At 37.4% G+C, this 20,186-nt stretch carries 3 protein-coding genes; all 3 read right to left on the minus strand.

What is annotated here, in order from left to right:
* Window positions 1–8,240 (minus strand): QWxxN domain (locus tag A5844_RS14150; RefSeq protein WP_086283924.1); only part of this gene is annotated, 8,240 nt, incomplete at its 3' end.
* A gap of 738 nt (window positions 8,241–8,978) precedes the next feature.
* Window positions 8,979–18,230, minus strand: coding sequence for a QWxxN domain (locus A5844_RS03680; RefSeq protein ID WP_086283925.1), 9,252 nt, complete (start codon window positions 18,228–18,230; stop codon window positions 8,979–8,981).
* Between the two features lie 1,009 nt (window positions 18,231–19,239).
* Window positions 19,240–19,506: a hypothetical protein gene (locus tag A5844_RS03685; protein WP_256924513.1), complete on the minus strand. Its 267-nt coding sequence runs from the start codon at window positions 19,504–19,506 to the stop codon at window positions 19,240–19,242.
* Between the last annotated feature and the right edge of the window lie 680 nt (window positions 19,507–20,186).

Here is a 20,186-nt window from a genome sequence, read left to right on the forward strand (position 1 = left end):
AAGTAAGTCCTGATGACATCTTTCGGTAACGTAGGTGTCTCCTTTACCAAACCGTCAATTTTTTTCAAAAGTTGTTTGACGTTCTTTTTTACCCAAACTTCATTTTTTAAAGCCACTAACTCCTTGACCACAAATTTACTCCCGTCAGCGATGGTTTCGATTCCTGGATCAAGGTATCGTCTGATATTTACTAGAACAGACTTGACTTCTGAAATTTTGGGAGTAAATCGAGCCCCTTGACGGATCGCATTTCTTATTCCCCCTGTCGCCATTGCTTTGGCCATTCCAAAAGCAAATTTCGAACTAAGGGAAGTTACTTGTCCAAAAACCGGAATCAAGAGGACGATATCAATCGTACAAGAAGGGACCGCAACTGCAACATCTTTATCAATGGAAGCTGTCACACAATCGTAAAAGGGGATAAGGTGCTTGGCAACATCCCATATTTGTTCCAAGATGGCTTTATCATTCCCCGATTTATATAACTCATCATACAATTTATCACTATGTTTCCGACTGAACGCATCAATCAAAGGTTGTCTCTCCTCCCCTTGAGATAATTTCTTACTTCGGTCAATGTGCGTGATAAATGTAAAGTACTTATTTCCTATTAGAAGAATACTGTCCCCTACCTTTTTGTAGCCTTGTCCCCAAATGTCTTTCTGATCCAGTAGTCCATATTGGAGATATGCCAACGGGTTTTTATCGACTCGATAGAAAACATAGCCCCCATCCATATCCAATTTTTTTAAAGCATACCAACGCTCTTCCTCTCCTTGGACTGCGACAAATAAATCGGTTTGCTCTAGCTTAAGTTGAGTCTGTATAACAATAGGATAAGAGGAGATCAATGGGGTCACCTGAGTATGTTCTAATTGAGCAGACGCCTCGTAAAGTTCTGTTTCAAGGGAGAAAATAAACTCCCTTTCCTCAGGATCGAATGCATTCAATGCAAACTCAATCAGTTTTTGATCCAATGGATAAAAACTATCTGACACAGCTTTGGTTAATCGCTTATACCATTCTCCTAAATCAGGTGAAGTATAGTCATTGATACTCAGACTCTTTCCTAGAAGATAATCTTGTTCCAACACAAAAGCAGGGAATAATGCTTTTCCCTTTGCATGTTGGAGGTAAGTCTGAACCACCTCTTTTGCTAATGCTTGTTTTCGTCGCCAGTTCAGAACTTCTTTTTGATAAGCGGTAAAAAGATCATAAAGCGTGTCCTGATGCTCTTTCAGTTGTAAATACCCATTTTGATGATATTCAATAAGAGTGCTTAAGGCCACTTCTTGATAGTCGCCTTTTTCCAACGCTTTCCGTAATAGATCTGGCTCTAACTGAGCAATCGCAAGTAATGCGGGAAGGACCGTATAACGTAGTTCTTCCACCTTTTTTATGCCATATTTACTAATTTTATCCCAGATAAACGTACCGAACGTTTGAATTTCTGCTTGATTGAATTGTGTGTGAATGTCTAAATCTGCTAGTAACTTGGCCCCTGTCAGCTGCATCAAAGAGTCATAATTAGAAATTGGCAATTCATCCGCCAAGGCGCTTGTCTCAAGAAAATAATTTGGTAATACCTCTTTAAGAAATAGAGACCATAGCTTTTGAACAATCGTTAACTCTTCTTTTGAGACCCTAAACGTAGAGAAATTAATAAGGGCATCCGTTTCAAAGAGTTTTCTGAGATTACCAATGGTGAATTCAGAAGAATTGGGAGAATCTAGGATCTTCTTAAGCATATATCCTTCCATCGAACTTCCCAGTATATTTTCAGTCACCCATTTCATGATAGTGATTCTCGCATTCTTATCGGAAATGGTTTCGTTTCCTTCGCCTCCATAAAGGTTCAATTCTTTTAGGATTACTTTAGCTAAGGACTGGAGCTTGCTATAACTGAGGGTCATTTCACCCCGTTCTTCTGTAAACCATTTCCCCATCGCCAAGAGGATATTTTCTAGGGTTGACTCCTCTTTTAGTACCCCTTTTTGACGGAAAAATTGTGCCACCTGAATTCTCATATTTTTATCACGCCAATTAGGAACTTCATATTTAGGTTTCTGGCCTTCACTAACCGATGGCTGTACAGTGGTTGTTTCTGTTATTTGAGTGCTTTGAGTGCTTTGGGTCATCTCTTCTTTTATTTGTTCAGTAGAAGTGAAAGTAGGTGCTTCCTCTTCAGTAGTATCAAGTAGCCACTTCATAAAGATTGCTTGTGCTTTCTCCTTCGAAATCACTGCATCTTCTTTTTTTTCAAGGATGATATTCGCTAACATTTTTACTTTCGTGAAATCAATCGTCTCTTTTCCTTCTACTTCTTTGGTTGTCCATCTTGCCGTTTTTACTACTAACTCATTGGGTTTAGACACATCCACCTTGATATTCTTCCTCCCTAAGAAAGCAACGATTTTTTTAAGGAGATCCTCTTTTTGTTCCTTCGTCCGTTCAGTTATCAGATCTTCCTTGGCTTTGTTAGGGTCGTTCGTGGAATGCCCCTCCTTATTTTCACGAGTAAATGCCTCAATCCTTTCTTTTTCCTCTTCCTTGCCTTCAACCACACTGATGTCAATGGCTTCAAACGTATTCGGATCTTTATAGGAATACCCCACTTGTGCATTGTTATTTTCCCATTGCAGTAAGAGATAACGTGCCTCTTTCACCGTTTTTTCTTTCACTACAAGACCGTATGCCTTTTGAAGAAGTTGGGCAATTTTTTTTTCTCTTTCTAGAATTGACCCATAGGTGGGTCCTTCAAGGATCCACCCTTGCATCCCACGAACTAATTCGCTGGCGGATGGATCCTTAAGAGAAACTTTTTGTTCAAGCAAGAATTTCCGAATGAGTTCATTCACGGCTGGTGTTTTCTCTCGTTTCTCGAAAAGTGTACGATAATAATAAATGGTTTGGAGAAGCTGATTCTTAGAGATCGTGGGCGTGCGATCATGGATAAAATCTGCGTAGATTTGTTGGCTTTCTTTTTTTTGTTCGTTAAGACGGATCACCGATTGATCCTCTGCTTGGGACAATTGGTGATGGATCGTTGTATGAGTGATTTCTTGATATGTATACCCTTCTAATAAAGTATTGGCTTTCCACTGATCCAATATCGCTTGTACTTTGATGGACGACAGAAACTCCCCAAGTCTGAGGTCCTCCACCCCATAAGCCTTTAGGAGAAAGTAGACTAAAAATTGTTTTCTTTCATATTTGTCAGAGACATCATGAGTGCTTCCTTTTTCGAGCCATTGTCGTGTGGTCTTTTCTAATTCACTACCAGAGCTTTCTTTGATCTCCATTCCTTCCTTCGTGAAAAACTCTTGCATTTTTTTATTGACAGCACTCGTTTCATTTCGCTTTTGAAAAAGAAGGAGATGATAATAAAAGATTGGAAGAGGCTCTGAATAACGTGTCGTTGGGGTAATATTATTGGTAACATCTTCCATGATTCCATGGACAAATTCTAAGTCAGGATCCTTAATCGTGTCTGGCACTACCTCCATCTTACTATTTTCTGTGAGTGGTTCGTTACGGAATTGTTTTTCACTTAAGGAAGATTGCTTGAGTTCAATAAAGGTGTAGTCTTTGAACACATTGTTACTTTCCCATTGGAGAACCGTGTTGACAGCCTCCGTAGCGGTCAAATTTCGACGAATCCCATACTCCTCTAGAATAATAGGAGCCAACTGTTTCTGCCTGGCTAAAATCTCTGCATCTGTTTGTTCATCATGGACCCAATCATGGGCAATAATTGCTGGGGGTTGAGCGGGCAAGCCTTCACTAAACTCTTGTTGTTTAGCTAGAAACTGACTGACTGCTTCATTGACCTTCTCTGTTTCATTCCGTTTTTGAAAAAGTGCAAAATCAAACCAGAAAGGGAGGAGGGGTTCGTAGGTCGGTAGTGTCATAGGATGCTTATTTAGGTAAGCCCCATGGAATTTGCTCACCAATGCTGCTCCTGCTAAAGATACTACACCGTAGGTATAAATATTCGTAGAAGTGATCGCTCCAGCTGATCCACTAGTTTTATACATTCGATCATCTGAAGAAGGTTTCTGAAACTCGTAATCCTTAAAAATATTATTGTCACGCCATTGCGAGAAAATAGCATGGGCTTGATGATGAGTGATCGTATGGCTAGTTAGTCCCGAGGTGGTAAGAATCAGTTCAGCGACTTGTTTACTTCTGATTTTCTCTGTTTCCTTTCCTTCTTTTCTGATCCATCTCTGTGTCGCCGTAATGAGTTGAAGGAGAGATAATCCCTCACAGGGTATTTTTTGATCACAAAGTAATTTTTTGATGGCCGCATTGACCTTTGGTGTTTCATGTCGCTGTTGATACACCGCATAGGTTCCTTCATGATAGTAGATTGGAAGTACCTCAGTGGTTGGAACAGGAGAGGATTTCCCCTCTAAAAAGGCCGTGATAATACTATTTATTTTTTTTGTGAACGCTAAATACCTTTTATCATATGTATCGGGAGATTGGAATTTAGGAGTGGACGACTTGTCAGACCTTGTGTCAATGGGCAATCCTGTGGTTATATTGGAGTGAGGTAGATCAGACCCATTTCCTTTTTTCAATTGGCTCACATGGCTCGTTGTGTTGAGCTGGCTTTCATTCAACACAACAATTGTATCATGCACTCCTATGGGTGTTTCATGGTACGTTTTCATGAGGTATTTAAATTGATATCCTTGGAAAATATTATTCTCTCGCCATTGGAGAAGCACACTGGCTGCTCGATCCTCGGATATCTCTTGTCCAGCCAGTCTCAAAGGGCTAAGGATAGTATCGGCGACTTGTTTGCTCCGAGCGACCTTCCCCTTATTTCTCCCTTTTCTTATCCACTCCTCTGTAGCCTTAATCAATTGAGGAGGAGTTGATTTTTCACATGCCACTTTTTGTTTACATAGAAATTTTTTGACCTCTTCATTTATACTTTGTGTTTCATTGCGTTTTTTATACAATTCCTCATCATATATGATCAGTGGTAACTTTTCAGAGATCGGTACAGGAGAAGGTTTTCCCTCAAAATAGGCAGTGATCATACTGTTTATTTTTTTCATATCCTCTGAAATTTCTTCAGAAAGAGTGGAAGGTTGCACGATAGGAGGAAGAATCTCTTCCACTTGATACGCCAGAGAACTTGTTTCCATAAGCAGTTCTGTGGTCAAGTCGGACGGAGTTTCCTTCAATGAGGCAGTTGTTTCCGTAGGTATTTGCTTGGGTTCTTTAAATTGATACCCTTTGAAGATATTATTGTTTCGCCATTGTTGGAGAATAGCGGACGCTCGATCATCGGATACTTCTTGTCCAGTGAGTCCCGAAGAGCTAAGAATAACTTCAGCAATTTCTTTACTTCTGGTTTTCTTCTTCTCCTCGCCTTCTTTCCATACCCACCAATATATAGCATTAATCAATGGAAGAGGAGATAGTCCGTCGCAAGGTTCTTTTTGATTACAAAGAAATTCTTTGACTTTATCATTGACATGGTCTGTTTCATTCCGCTTTTTATACACCTCCGCATCATCCATGAAAAGTGGTAACTTCTCAGAGAGTGGTACAGGAGAAGATTTTCCAGCAAAAAAAGCGGTAATGATACTGTTTATTTTTAATGCATCCGCCGACAATTTGACAGAAGTACTCGAGGATGGCGTGGTAGAAAATGATGCCATTTCCACTTGGTCCTTAACAGAATTTGTTTCGATGGTCCGTTCTGTTGTCACGTTTGACTGATTTTCATTTAATGAAACGGTCGTTTCCGTATGTATTGGAGCGATTTCTTTAAACTTATAACTCTTAAAAAGATTATTGTTTTGCCATTGCAGGATAATGCTTTTTGCCTCTGAGTTTGTCAGTTTTCTTGTTTGGAGTCCAGAAGCCTTTAAAATAATCCCAGCGATTTTTTTTCTTCTAGTTCGCGTAGTCTGAGCCTTTTTTGATTCTACCCAAGATCGTATTTTTAGAAACAAAGTTTGGTCTGTCATATCTTGACACCACTGTTTTTCCTCACAAAGAAAAGCTTTCAACTCTTTATTCACTTTTCCGAGTTGATCGCGATTTTCAAAAATCTCTAAATCATACCAGAAAAATGGCAAATTTGGTGGGATCGTTTCACGCAATAATTTAGCCACCGAATAGCCATGAATATAGGTTTGAACGACTTTTTCTAATTGTTCTTGTATTTCTCTAGGAATGTCTTCATAATATTCCAACTTGGGTGCATCTATCTCTGGTGGTAATGACGAAGTCAATGTCGTTGCATTCATCTGGGTGTTTACGGTGGTTGCTTCAGTTGTTGCATTCATCTGAGTGTTTACGGTGGTTGCTTGAGTCGGCGCAAGTTCTTCTAAAGTTGTTGGTTGAGATTCTTTTGGGGTTGGTGGTTTTCGGTCTTCAAACGAGTATTCTTGAAAAATATTATTATTTCGCCATTGGAGGAGAATGTTTGTTGCCTGGGCATATGTCAGATCGATCTTCGGAAGTCCAAAAGCTTCACGAATGACACTCGCTAATTGTTTTCTTCTATTCATTTTCGTTACTAGCCCATCTTTTCCTTCCCAATTTTCTATAGCATTCAATAATTCCACAACTGATAATTCAGCACACGGAACTCCTTGTCCAATCAAATAGTCTTTGACTTTTTGATTGACTTCTTGTATTTTATGCCGTAGTTGAAATGTTTCATAATCATACCAAAAATCAGGGAGTCGTCCTTTATTCGGTACAGTAGAAGGCAGATTATTCAGATAATCGGACATGATTTGATTTATTTTTATTGTTGTCCCTACAGAAAGTTTTTTCCAACTTATCAGAACTTCTCTTTCTTCCACAGGTGCCGGAATCGGCCTTGCCTCAGTACCTAATTGGGGAAATACATTGAATTTGAAATGTTCAATAAACCCTTCTACCTTTTCAAAAAAATCTTCTGTCAGATGCCAAAATGGTGACAAATAACTTTCTCTTTCAGGAAGCAATACTGCTTTGGCTTTCGACCCCAATTCTGGAACCATTTCTAGTGATAGTTCCTGTTGATTATTTTTTTGCTTTTTCTTCTTCGATTTTTTTTGTGAAGTCTTGGTTGGGAGTGAGTTGTTCGTGTGGTAGTTACTCACCGGAACATTTAGCTTCTTTTCTAATTGTGAGTTAGTGGGAATTTGTTCCCCATAATTTACCGAAAAGGAACTCAGTAACCAATCAGCAAAATACGACAGCAACGAACCGCTTGGCTCTTTTTTTTCTTGAGTAGGAGCTACGTGTTCATGTTGGGAAAAGAACTGGTAAAACAGCTTAGTCAAGTCATTCCAAAACGTTTCTGTCACTTGATTATGTACATTATGTACAGGATTTAGGGGATCTATTGTGGCGTTATGTTGGTTTTCAAAAGAAACTTGAAAGGCTTTACTTAGTCTTTGAGCTGTCTCTTCCGCAGAAAAAGGGTGGAACTCATGTTCAGTAGTATTGGTCATGTGGCCAGAAGAAAAAGTAGGATTCTCACTTTCTTTTTTCATTCCTTGGTTGTTTTGTTTCTCAGCTTTACCGATTGCTTCTTGACAAACCGTGGTAAAACTCGTTTGTTCTACACTTTCTCCTGTGAAGATCAATGTGTTTACCTGATCCGTCCTTCTTATGGTGGTACAATTCACCAGTTGGTAGAAGTCGTGAACTTTCTGGTGAACAGAAATACTTAATTCATGTGCGATTTTCGCTACGTCGATGGTTTCCTGTGTGGACGTTGTCGGATTACGGAACGTTTGGTTGGCAAAAAAAGGACTGACACTGAGAAACGGTGAGGCGATTGATGTGGACTGACGAGGCATGGTATGGGGCGTATTCAAGGACTGGATTCGCTTACGATTGATGGTAGAAGTGGAAACAAAGGAATGGATTCTTATCTGATTGCCATCTCTTCTCACATCAATTCGTGTAGTCGCTTCAAATGCTGGGGCGTTTTTTTTGATGATTGTCTGTTGTTCAGGAGGATCGATTAATCGTGCGTTCTGGCAGATACTGTATAAATAAAGGAAACCATCTAATGTCAATAAACTATCGGGGGCTAGTGTTTGTCCCGTATTATTGGCAATATAATTTAACTTTGCTTGGTCATTTCCTGATTTATTCTTGTCATTTCGTTTATTATTTCCCTTTCCAATTGTTTCTCTAGAGATAGCTTGTGGTAGCCTTATCTTCTTCCTCATCTTTGGTTTCAGTGATGTCCTTACTTTTGGTGGCATCATTTTCACTCCTTTATAATTAGCTATTGGATATTTTGTTATATAAGTGTTCATTTTAATAACACCTAAGGGTCTATGGTTTTACGTCATCCATCAAGCTTCTACAAATGAATCGAGCAACTCTGCATCATTTTCTCAAAAGTGACAATTCTTTCAGGCTCAAAGCAACAGTTCATAAAACCTAGAAAAACTAAAAATAGATCAAAACCACAATAAAAGTCTCTTTAATGGATCAGAAACGGGTCATATTAAACTAGCTAAAATAGCTATGGCTAGCTCCTCCTTTTCTATGAAACTTTTGTAACTCATCTTTATAGAATCCGATTTCATATAAATTATAAAATAAAAAAAGAGATATATCCGTACAGAATTTGTGACTATCCCAAATATAAAATTAAAACGTTATATAAAAAGAAAGGTTCTTCCCAGACAATAGATAACTTCTTGACTAGAGACGATTTAGCTTTGTTATAGAAAATTTTAAAAAAAATACATTACATGTGATATGATTATTTTAAGATTTCTCTTCATCAAAATCATTTGATAACGAGCCTGAATAGAATATAAAAGAAAACCACTAGTCAGCTCACTAGTAGTTTTCAGTCATAATATAAACCTATCAAACACGACTTACCTTTCGAGCCATAAACATGCATATATCCTAAAAAAACAGACATATTTTTGATATACACCTTTTCTCTATCCTGAGCCTTTTATCTTCTGACATGACGGAGAAAATTAATGTTGAGGGATTAATGCCTTCTGATTCTTAATTGTTAGTGGATTGAATCCCTTCGTTGGATTCTTTTGAGTACTTCTGCTTCTACTAGTGAATACAATATCCAACATGCTTTTCTTCGCTTTATCCAGTGGAAGTTCTGTGCTTATTTGTGGATCGGAGGCAAAGTGATTGGGATGGGTTTGGGTATTCGTAGTTTCAAGATTTAAGGAACTTCGCTTTGATACATTCTTTCGTGGCTCCGTACTTACTGATTGATCAGAGACAGAATAATCGGGATTATTACTTCTTTCTATACTCTGATTGATAAGTTTTAATAAACTTTGATTGGCTATACTCTCTGCGGATTCGATAGTGACGGATGCTATATCTCTCTTGTTTCTGTTTCCAGTTTTTGGGCTATTGCTAGTTTTGGTACTTGTTGACTCAGGTATATCGGTAGTTTTCTCTTGCGTCTTACTCTGCTGAAATTCTCTCTCGATATTTACGAATTTGCTTGTATATATCAATGCTTGTAACGTAAATAGATCTCCTGTTCCTAGTTGTTCCTTAATAATCTCAAGCGAGTCGCTTTTCTTCCCATCTTGTTCCTGATCGCTCTCTCTTTTCGCACGAAATATATCATCAAAGGCTCTTCCTTCGACAAGATCTCTGAGAATGGTCATCAACATTTCCGCATCTGTCAACTGAAAATGGACTCGTAAGGTGTGATTGACTTCTAGCGCATCACTAACCATCTTTACTGTTAAGTTGGGCGAACTTAGTACTTTTGCCAAATAATCCCTATAATATTTCATCTGTATAGAGTCTTCTTTTATCACATTCGGATATTTGTTGTCATAATAATCTAGTGTACGTTTCCCGTTTTTCCTTAATCCTCTCCTAACTAGTCCATACTGCAATAAGTCTTCTGCATCGGACATGATATGTGTGACTTCATGCATCACTGTTTCATAACCAGTTGGTTGTATGTGTGCTTCAGGAAGAACTTTTGGATCTAAGTGAAAAGCATCTGCCAAGATAAAGATGCGACATTCCCCATCATATTTTACTGTAAAGGCCTCCGATCTAATTATGTCTTGAATTTTGGAATAATAACTCAGCGCTTCCCTATCATAAACTAATTTTGACGAGAGGGTCCATACATTTTTAAAGAAGAGATCTTTTGATTTTTGAAGGAACATCTTTCCATGCTCCGCTGTCGTATATAGTTTTCTGATACTTTCTCTTAGGATCTCTTCTGTTTCTGCTTTGGGAACACCTTGTAACTTGAACATTTCAATTAGATATGCCCCTTCTTTCGTGCGTGAGATGTCTTCCATTTTCCAGGTTGAATTAAATAATCGTACTGCGGCATCAAACCTTTTTTTTGCCGCTTCAAAATCATCCCTAAGTTGCTCAAAAAACGGTTTGAGATAGTTTGGCATTCCAGTTGAGTCAAGCCCAGTAAATACTTCTAACTGAGGTATAGGTCGTGGAAAACTTACATCAATCGCTTTATAAACGTTTTGTCTGATTGAATCTTCACCCGTTTTATAATACGCTTCCCAACTTGGTGGGAATTCAGAGAGTTTAGTAAGATCGATATTCGCATCCTCCTCTATCGTTATCCGATCTGGAAGAGGTTCTGCCTTTTTAAAGTCCTTCCACATCGCCCAATTATTTGGTGGCTCAGGAAAGTCAATCGTCGGTATATCCGCTGGACGGGAGAAAACTTTGGGAATGGCTCCCGTTGAGGTAGAGGTAATTGACGAGCCCTGAGAAGAAGTACCTGGACCTGTTTCATGGGTGCTACTCAGTGAGCCCTGGGAAGTACCTGCAGATGAATCTTTTTCTGTAGATGAACCAGATTTCCATTTAGATTGAGCTTTCCCCTTTCGCGAAATAATTGCTTCTTGATTCAGCAATTTTAACTCTTCTTTCTCTTTGAAGGTTTCCATCTTAAATCCGTCACTATCTGGATCGAACCTCAATACTATCATTGGTTCATCCATATCTTTTTTCACTAAATGGTACCGCCCATTATTTTTATCAAATAAGATAAGAGGTATATAGTGATCATTGATCTTGATGTAGGTTCTGCCATTTTCGTTAGACATCAGCCCATGCTCATAAGGAGGGGAAAGGACAGTTGGATCCTTCAACGATTCAAACTTATCGATCTTTTTAGTGACTTCATCTGCCAATTCTTTCGTGACATAAGGAGAAGTTGACGCTTCAAAATACCACTCTACGCCATTATGGTTCACTGGTATGATTTTCTCCCCGTCCAATACATCAAACCGTACACCATGTCCTTCAATGGGGGTGATTCGGAGAGATACTAGTTGATGATTTATTTTAATAAAAGTCTTTGCTTCTTCCCCATCTTTTTTCATTACTAGTACTGTTCCAGTACCATAAGCCTTTGGATTCACGTTAGGTACACTAACAACATTCTCAGGAATATTTAATTTTGCTGATAAACGATTGATCAATGCTAATTCGTCAGGTGTAAAAGTAACGGGACCCCTAAATGGCTCTAACTGATCCCCTTTCAAGACAAAATATCTACCAGAAACAGTTCCAGTATTTAGATTTGTTACTGGTGTATATAAATGGTCTTTGACTAATTTCACTGCAACTTGTGGTCCATCTGGTAAGTGAGCCATGACTACCCCACTTGGCAATTCTGAAGCTTTTATTGATTTGGATAATTTCTCTAAAACGGCTTTCACTTCCTTAGTCACATACACCTGATTTTTTAATTTCACTAATCCTTTAAGGAGCAGCTTGCTTCCCCCAGCTACTAACCCAAATCCTGGATCCATATAGCGTATAACACTGTATAGTACTTTTTTGAGTTCAAAGGCATTAGGAAGGAATTGGGCACCTTTACGAATCCCGTTTCTTATCCCACCCGTTGCTATGGCTCTTGCCACGCCTAAGGCAAATCTTGTATTGAGAGCGGTGATTTGTCCTAAAACTGGGATCAAAAGAACAATATCGATCAAACAGGAAGGAACTGCCATGGCAGCATCTCGCTCAGCGATTCCCGTCACACAATCATAAAAAGGAAGGAAGTGCTTAAGGACATCCCAAATTTGTCGTGTAATCGTTTTGTCATCTCCTGACTTATACAACTGTTCATAAAGCGCCTCACTATGCTGAAGGCTGAGTGTATCAATAAACTTTTCTCTCTCAGCACCATGAGATAACTTTTTACTTTGATCAGCTCGCACCGAAAACGTATACAGCCGATTTCCTACACGAATGGAATCCTCTTCTACTTTATAGCCTTTTTTCTTGATTTCGGTTTGATCAAATAATCCAAATTTAAGATATAAAGAAGGATCTTTATCCACTCGATAGTAAATGTAACCTCCGTTGTCCTCCAATTTCTTCAGAGCATACAACCGCTCTTCATAGCCTTTAAACGCTATAAACAGATCGCATTGAGCAAGCTGAATCACCACTTGCTGATTCAGATAAGCAGCTGGAAAAGGCGGTGCTGTGCCACGGCCAGGAACACTCGGTTTACTTTCCAATTTAGCATACGCCAAATAAGTCTGAGTCTCTGGGGAGAAAACAAACTGGCGCTCTGTTGCATCAAATGAATTTGTCGCATACTCAATCAATTTTTTATCAAACGGATAGAAACTATCAGATACAGCTCTTGTCAACGTTTTATAGGCATCATCAATGTTAGGGGAGGTAAAGTAGTCAGGACAAGGATCTGATCCGCCAAGATATCTCTGTTCTAATACTAGAGCGCTAGTCTTTGCCCCCTCTCCGATACATTTTTTTGCTTCCTCTTCTGCTAACACCTTTTTCCGTCGCCATTTAAGCGTGTTTTCTTGATACAGATCAAACACCTTATTGAATATTCTTTCATTTTCCATGATTTGAATATTTCCTTTTTGCCAATATCCCATAAAGGTTCCGATAGCCACTTCTTTATAGTTTCCTTCTTCCAATGCCTTCCGTAATAACATCGGTTCCAATTGAGCCACACTAAGTAACGCAGGAATCAAGATATAGTGCAACTCGTCAAAGTTCTGGACCTCAGTTTTAATAACTTCCTCCAAGAAAAATGCTCCAATAGTTCGAATTTCTTCTTGACTGTACTGTGTTCGAATCCCTTCATCCTCTAATAATTTTGTTCCTATCAATTGGATCAAGGAACCATAATCGGAGATTAGTAAGTCATCTGCTAAAGCACTCGTTTCCAGAAAATAATTTGGGAGGGTCTTTGCAACCAATAATATCCAGAATTTTTTAAAATCAACTATCTCCTCGTCGGAAAAGTCTTGCGTATCTAAATCAAGGATACCTGCTTTTTCCAATTCATTGACTTCAAATAACTTTCTGAGATCTCCAATAGTAAATTGTGAGGGATCAGAAGCTGTTAGGATATTTTTGACTGCATACGCTTCGATAGGGTTACCTAGCGTATTTTCAAATACCCATTTCATTATCGTTAATTCAGCATCCTTATCAGAAAGGGTCTCTCCTTCTCCGCCATAGAGGTTCAATTCATTTAAGATCACTTTCGCTAATGCTTGAAGTGGTTCATGCCCGAGTACTATTCCGCTGCCTTCTAGTGTAAACCATTTCCCCATCGCCATCAGGATCTTCTCGTTCGTTACTTCTTCAGTCAAGAAGCCCTTTTCTTGAAAAAAGTGTGAGATTTGTTTCTTCACATTCGGATCTTGCCATTGAATCACCTGATACTTGGCTCTCCTTCTTACGACTGGAACCTGTGTACTAGTCGTTATCTGTTTTTTGTTTACCTCTGGCGGAGTGGTACTTAGGGAGGGAGTACTTTCTTTCGCAGTTTCAAACAACCATTCAACCACTATATTTAGTGCTTGTTGCTCTGTAATAACCGCATCTTGTGGCTTTCCGAGAAGAGATTTTCCCAATTGCATTACTTTGACCATATCCAGTGTTTCTTGTGCGGCCCCCTTAAGTAATCCCCAATTTGCTACTGAATATACTAATTTGTCAGGAGTAGTATCCTCAGGCTTCATCCCATTTTCAATTAAAAATGCAATAATTCTTAGGCGCTGTTCCAGTTTTTGTGTCTCATCTAGCGGTGGGTCTTCTTCAGCCTTTGTTCCACTGCTTCCTTTTTTGGTTGCAGCTTCACCGTTGTCACGAATAAACGCTTTGATCTTTTGATTGAGTTGAATCTCTTCAAATCGATCAATTTCTTTATATTTATAACCTGCCTGTGCGTTGTTATTGACCCATTGAAGCAAGACATTTCGTGCTTTGTTGATAGCTATATCTTTTTCCATAAGACCATAAGCTTTACGAATCAGCTTGGCAACTTCTTTTTCTCGTTCGGTAATCTCAGAATATGTTTCTCCTCTAAAGATCCATTCTCTTAATTGTCGGACAAGTTCACTTGTGGAATGATTAGTAAAAGAAATTCCTTTCCTAATAAGAAAATTTTTGACGGCCTCATTGACCGTTACAGTTTTATCTCGATTTTTAAAAAGATTAAAATGCGAATAAATCGGCATGATCGATTCTTCCTTAGACACAGACGCAGGTCTGTCGTGGATAAAATCGGTATAGATTTGATCGTTTATTTTTTTTTGTTGCTTGAAATGTGGTACCAAGTAGTGTTCTGTTTTTCCAATATGATGGTGAATCGTCTTCTTTTTATTTTTAACATAGGAATAACCCATAAGTAATGTATTGATCTTCCACTGCATAAGAATTCCGTTCATTTTATTGTAAGACATGAACTCCCCTAGTCTTACATTTTCCACCCCATAAGCTTTCAATATAAAATACGCTAGGTATTGTCTTTTTCCTGATTTAGCAAAAGATTCTTTTGGATCCACTTTTTCGATCCACTTTCGCATCCCCATCGCTAGCTCACTTTCCGATAGTGCTTTGATTTCTATTCCTTCCTTTATTAAGAACTCTTTTAACGCTTTATTCACCCCGATAGTTTTCGCTCGTTCTTGAAAAAGTTCATAATCATAATAGAAAATCGGTAGCGACTCTTTAGTGATGGACAAAGGGATCACATCATAGATAATCTCTTGAACAAGCTGATGTACTTTTATTAATTCAGGATCTACAATAGTGTCTGAAACTGCCTTCATCTCACCGTTACTTGGGTTAGTTTGCTTTTCAGAGGAACTTTCAGGCAAATGCTCTTGTAGGAGCTCAATGATTGGATAATCATCAAAAGCATTGTTGTTCTCCCATTGAAATATCGTTCTGACTGTATTAGTATCGGAAACATCGCTATCATTTATTCCATAAGCCCTTAGAATGACTTGGGCGAGCTCTTTCTTTTTTTCTAAAATGATTTCATATGATGGTATTCTTTCCCTCCATAATTTTGCAGTAAGAACGAGTTGTTGGTTGGTTAATTCTCCACACGTGACCTCCTGTTCGCAGAGAAACTTTTTAACTGCTTCATTTGCTTTATCTGTGTCTCCTCGTTTCTTATACAGCGTATAATCGTACCAGATAGGAATCAATGGGACAGATTTATCTATAGGAGAAGGACGATCATTCAAATAAGCTTCACGAATGTGATTTGCGGTAATCATCGCTTCTTTAGGAATTGGTCCATATGAATGTGCAGTCACACGAATCGTTGTTCCAGCAATTTCAGAATTTTTGAAAACGGGAGTCTTCTGTAGTTGATTTGTGGACGCAGGTGCTTGGCTAATCACTTTAAATTTTTGATTTCTGAAAATATTATTGTCTCGCCATTGTAATATAATCGCAAATGCTTCAACCTCTGTCATGTCTTGTTTAGAAAGTCCCGAAACCTCAATAATTTTTTGAGCCAATTGCTTAGCTCTTTTTAAACTTTCAGTCTCATCTACATCTCCTAATAGCCAGATTTGTGTGGCGATCACCATTTCTTTGTCTGTCGTATATGAACATGGATCATTTTCTTCACATATGATTTCTTTGACTGCTTCATTGACTTTTTCTGTTTCATTCCGCTTCTGATACATATCCTCATCAAACCAAAAAGGAGGCAATTCTTCAGAAGTTAGTTCAGAAGAAGGAAGATCCCCCAGAAAGTTTAAAATGATACTATTTATTTTTTTTATTTCATCTGTAGTAAGTTTTTCATAAGATTTCATTATTGGAGTATTAGAATTTAGTAAGTCTACCTGCTCACGTTTAACCCTTATTTCAATGTTTAGTGGGTAATCATCTATCTCCGGAGACTTAGTAACAGACTGATTCTCTTCTATTCCTACAGTTGTTTCAGTACTCGACTGTTTTTCATTCAACTCTGATATTAGATTGTTCGTCATTGCTTCTTGTAAAGTGGATTCTTTGATTGATGATAATGTTATAGGTATAGTCGTGCTTGACTGGGATTCATTTAATCCTTCAGTTATTTTTGTATACGTTTGTTTGATATCTTTAAATTTATAGTCCTTAAAAATATTATTGTTTTGCCATTGAAGTAAAATTGCTGCTATCCTCGTATCTGTCAATTTTTGAAGAGGAAGTCCTGAAGAAGTAAGAATGATATTGGCGAGCTGTCTTCTTTTCGTTTTCACGGTCGCTAGGTCTCGTTCTTTTTTCCAGTCTTTCACCGCCAGAAGCAATTCTTGGCCTGTCATAGTTGAACACTTTCGTATATTCGAACAGATAAATTTATTCACCTCTCGATTCACTTGTTCTAACTTATCACGTTTTTCAAAAATCTCAGAATCATACCAAAAAGTGGGCAAATTTTCAGGCATTTGTTTCCACAATTGGTTCCCACTATAGCCACGCATGTATAATGTAATGGTATTTTCTAATTTTTCTTGTGCTTCGTTAGAAACTTTTTCAGAGAATTGCAATGGTGGCTCCCCCACTGGTGATAATGCAGTGGTCGAAGGTATAGGTGCTGCCTCAGCACCTAATTGTGGAAATACTTCGAAATTAAAATGTTGGATATACCCAGCTACCTTTCCATAAAAATCCTCTATCAAATACCAGATTTGGGGTAAAACACTTTCTTTTTCGGGAGAAAACATTGGTGTGACTTTCGACACCGATTCTGGGACTATATCTGGCACTAGTTCCTGAGGATTATTTTCTGGCTTTTTCTTCTTCGATGTTTTTCGTGATGTTTTGATTGAGAGCGAGTTGTCCGTCAGGTGAGTCCACATTGGAATCTGTGGATTATTTTTGGAGTGGCGATGATTAGGAATTTGTTCCCCGTAGTTTACAGAAAAGGCGCTCAGTATCCAATCAGCAAAATACGACAGCAACGAACCGTTTATTTCTTTTTGTTCTTGAGTAGAAGCTGTATGTTCATGTTTGTAAAAAAACTGGTAAAAAATTTCAGTTAATCCATTCCAAAACATTTCTGTCATTTGATTATGTACATTAGTTGTGTCACCTGTGGCATTTTGTTTATTTTCATAAGTAGCTTGAAAGGACTTGCTTAATTTTCGAGCTGCCTCTTTCGCAGAAAAATCGGGAGTCTCTTGAACGGTTCTATCAGTCATAGGATCCATAGAAAGAGAGGGAATTGCCCTTTCTTGTTTCATTTCTTGATTATTTTGTCTCTCTGCTTGACCGACCGCATCCTGACAGATTGTTTTAAAACTCGTTTGTTCCACACTTTCTCCTGCAACAATATAAGTGTTCACCTGATCCGACCTTCTCGTGGTGCTACAATTCGCCAGTTGGTAGATTTCATGAACTTTTTGATGAACAAAAACACTCAATTCATGCCCCCTCTTCGCTACATCCACATCCTGTTGCGTGGAGGGTGATGTTGGCTGATAGAACGTCTGATTTCCAAAAAAAGAGCTAGCACTGACAAAAGGTAGTGCGACTGATGAGGTTGGCTGAGACCCGGTATGGGGCGTTTTCAAGGACTGGAATCGCTCACGATTGATGGTGGAGGTTGAAACAAAAGAATGGATCCTTGTCTGATTCCCCTCTCTTCTCACGTCAATCCGTGTATTCACTTCAAAAGCTGGAGGAGTTTTTTTTAAGACAATCTGTTGATCGGGAAAGTCTAATGGTGGAACCATTGTCAGCAAGGTTCCCCATGTATGAAGCCAGCCTACTGGGCGTTTTATTCCTTCAGGTGTGAGGGTTTGTCCTGATATATTGGAGACATTGTTTAAAACTCTTTGATCATTTCCTAATTTATTCTTATCATTAAGTTTGTTGTTTTCCTTCCCAATTGCTTCTCTAGAGATAGCTTGTGGTATCCCAGATTTTTTCTGTATATTTGGTTTCAGTGATATCCTTCCTTTTTGTGGCATCTTTTTCACTCCTTCATTAAAATTAATTATTGGACTATTTTGTTGTATAAGTATTCAATTGAATACCTTTTAAAGCTCTATGATTTTACGTCACCAATCAAGTTTCTAGGAACGTATTCAACAACTCTGCACCATTTTCTCAAAAGAGACAGTTCTTTCAGGTTAAAAGCAACCATTCATCCAGCCTAAAAAAAGAAGGATAGATAAAAACCAAAATCAACACCTTTTTAATGGATGAGAATAAACTAGCAAATATAGCTACGGTTAATTTCTCCTTTCTATGAAACTTTTAAAACTCCCTTATCTAGAATCCGCTTTCATATAAATTATAAAACAAAAAAGGATTGTATCCGTACAGAATTTGTGACTATACAAAATATAGAATCATAAATGTTATTTAAAAAATGAGCGTTCCAGAATATAGGCAAAAACATAATAAAGTATAGTGTTTCTTGTTATAGAAAAAATAAAAAATAACCTCACACATGATGGGATCATTCTAAGATTTCTATTCATCAGCATCATTTAGCCGAGATTATTAAAAAAGAGGTTTACTGACTCTGTCACTTTTGACGCTATTTTAATACAGTAATTGTATAAAAAAGGAGCCTATTTAAGACTCCTACACATCTTATTCATTCATTTATACCTATTATCAAAAATCCTCTAACTATTTCCACGAATTTTGCAGTAAACTCAACTAAATTATTAATTTTTCGATTTGTCCAATACTCTTTGTAAGGACTGAAGTTTTCAATTACTAAGTTTGATATTTCTAATCACTGGTTCAAAATCAAGAAAGTTTTTATAATTTTAAAGATAGCACACGACTAAATTCGCAAGTGTTCTCGGCTAGTTCATAAAAAAGGAGTCATATAGCGCTTTTCCCACCTAGCTTTAAACATTTCGGCGTATTCACTTTCCCTACCAATGATCAAATCAATCTGAATTTAAACAAGAAAGTATTGTAAATCCTATTTTTTTATACGTATCAAATTGCAAGTCAACCTTATGTTACTGACAACTCAACATATAATTTGTGACTGTTTTTAAATTCAAAATTTGCTCTTCTAATCGCTAATTTAAACGTTTCGTCTGAAGAAGATAATTGATAGTCATTCTTTTCAAATCCAAATTCAGCAATTTTATAATTCTTACGATCATAAGTAATCAATAAATAGCGATCTTTTTTAAACATATAAATTTTTAAAGAAAAACTATCCTTCGATTTAAATTGATGTTTCAAGTATTGCTTTAATTGTTTTTTGTTAATCATTTTCATTTTTATCCCTATCTTACCTAAATAGATTAGTTTGTGAATTGTAAATGAAGAAAATTTTTCAACTTTTTTTCAAATACTCTTCCCTTACACTGTAATTCATATAAAAAACCACACGCTTGACTTTTTGATCCATAAAGCCATTCGAAAGCTTTTCTGATCTCTATTAATTCGTATTTCATAAATGAGTATCTTCTCAGATTAGTTTACTGATTTGATAAAATAAAAATTATGCTTAAAATATTCGTATAATTCATGGGTAATGCGCTCTTTATATATTTTATAATTGCTTGAGTAATTTCTAACTGATTTCAATATTATATACCATCTCAATCTCCCTTTTGAAAAGATCAATTCATGATAAAAATAAGTGTTTCAAAATTCCTATTTTTAATTATAAATATTTTCCTTCCCAATATGCATGCTTTTTACCTTTAAAAGATAGAAAGAAAGTGGAGTACTGCCAAGATATGGATGGAACTATGATAAAATTAATTACTATTACAGGAATTAATTACGCGATTATCCACCTTAATATACCAGTACAAACATTACTATAGCAGTATATATATTTGACCAGTTAAGCATATTTTCCCTCTAAAAATAATTCTGTAAACTGCAATTTTGATCAATAAGAAAAAAACATAAAAAGAAACAGTTTTATAGAACTGAATATA

The sequence above is a fragment of the Candidatus Enterococcus wittei genome (assembly GCF_002140175.1).
GTDB lineage: Bacteria > Bacillota > Bacilli > Lactobacillales > Enterococcaceae > Enterococcus_B > Enterococcus_B wittei.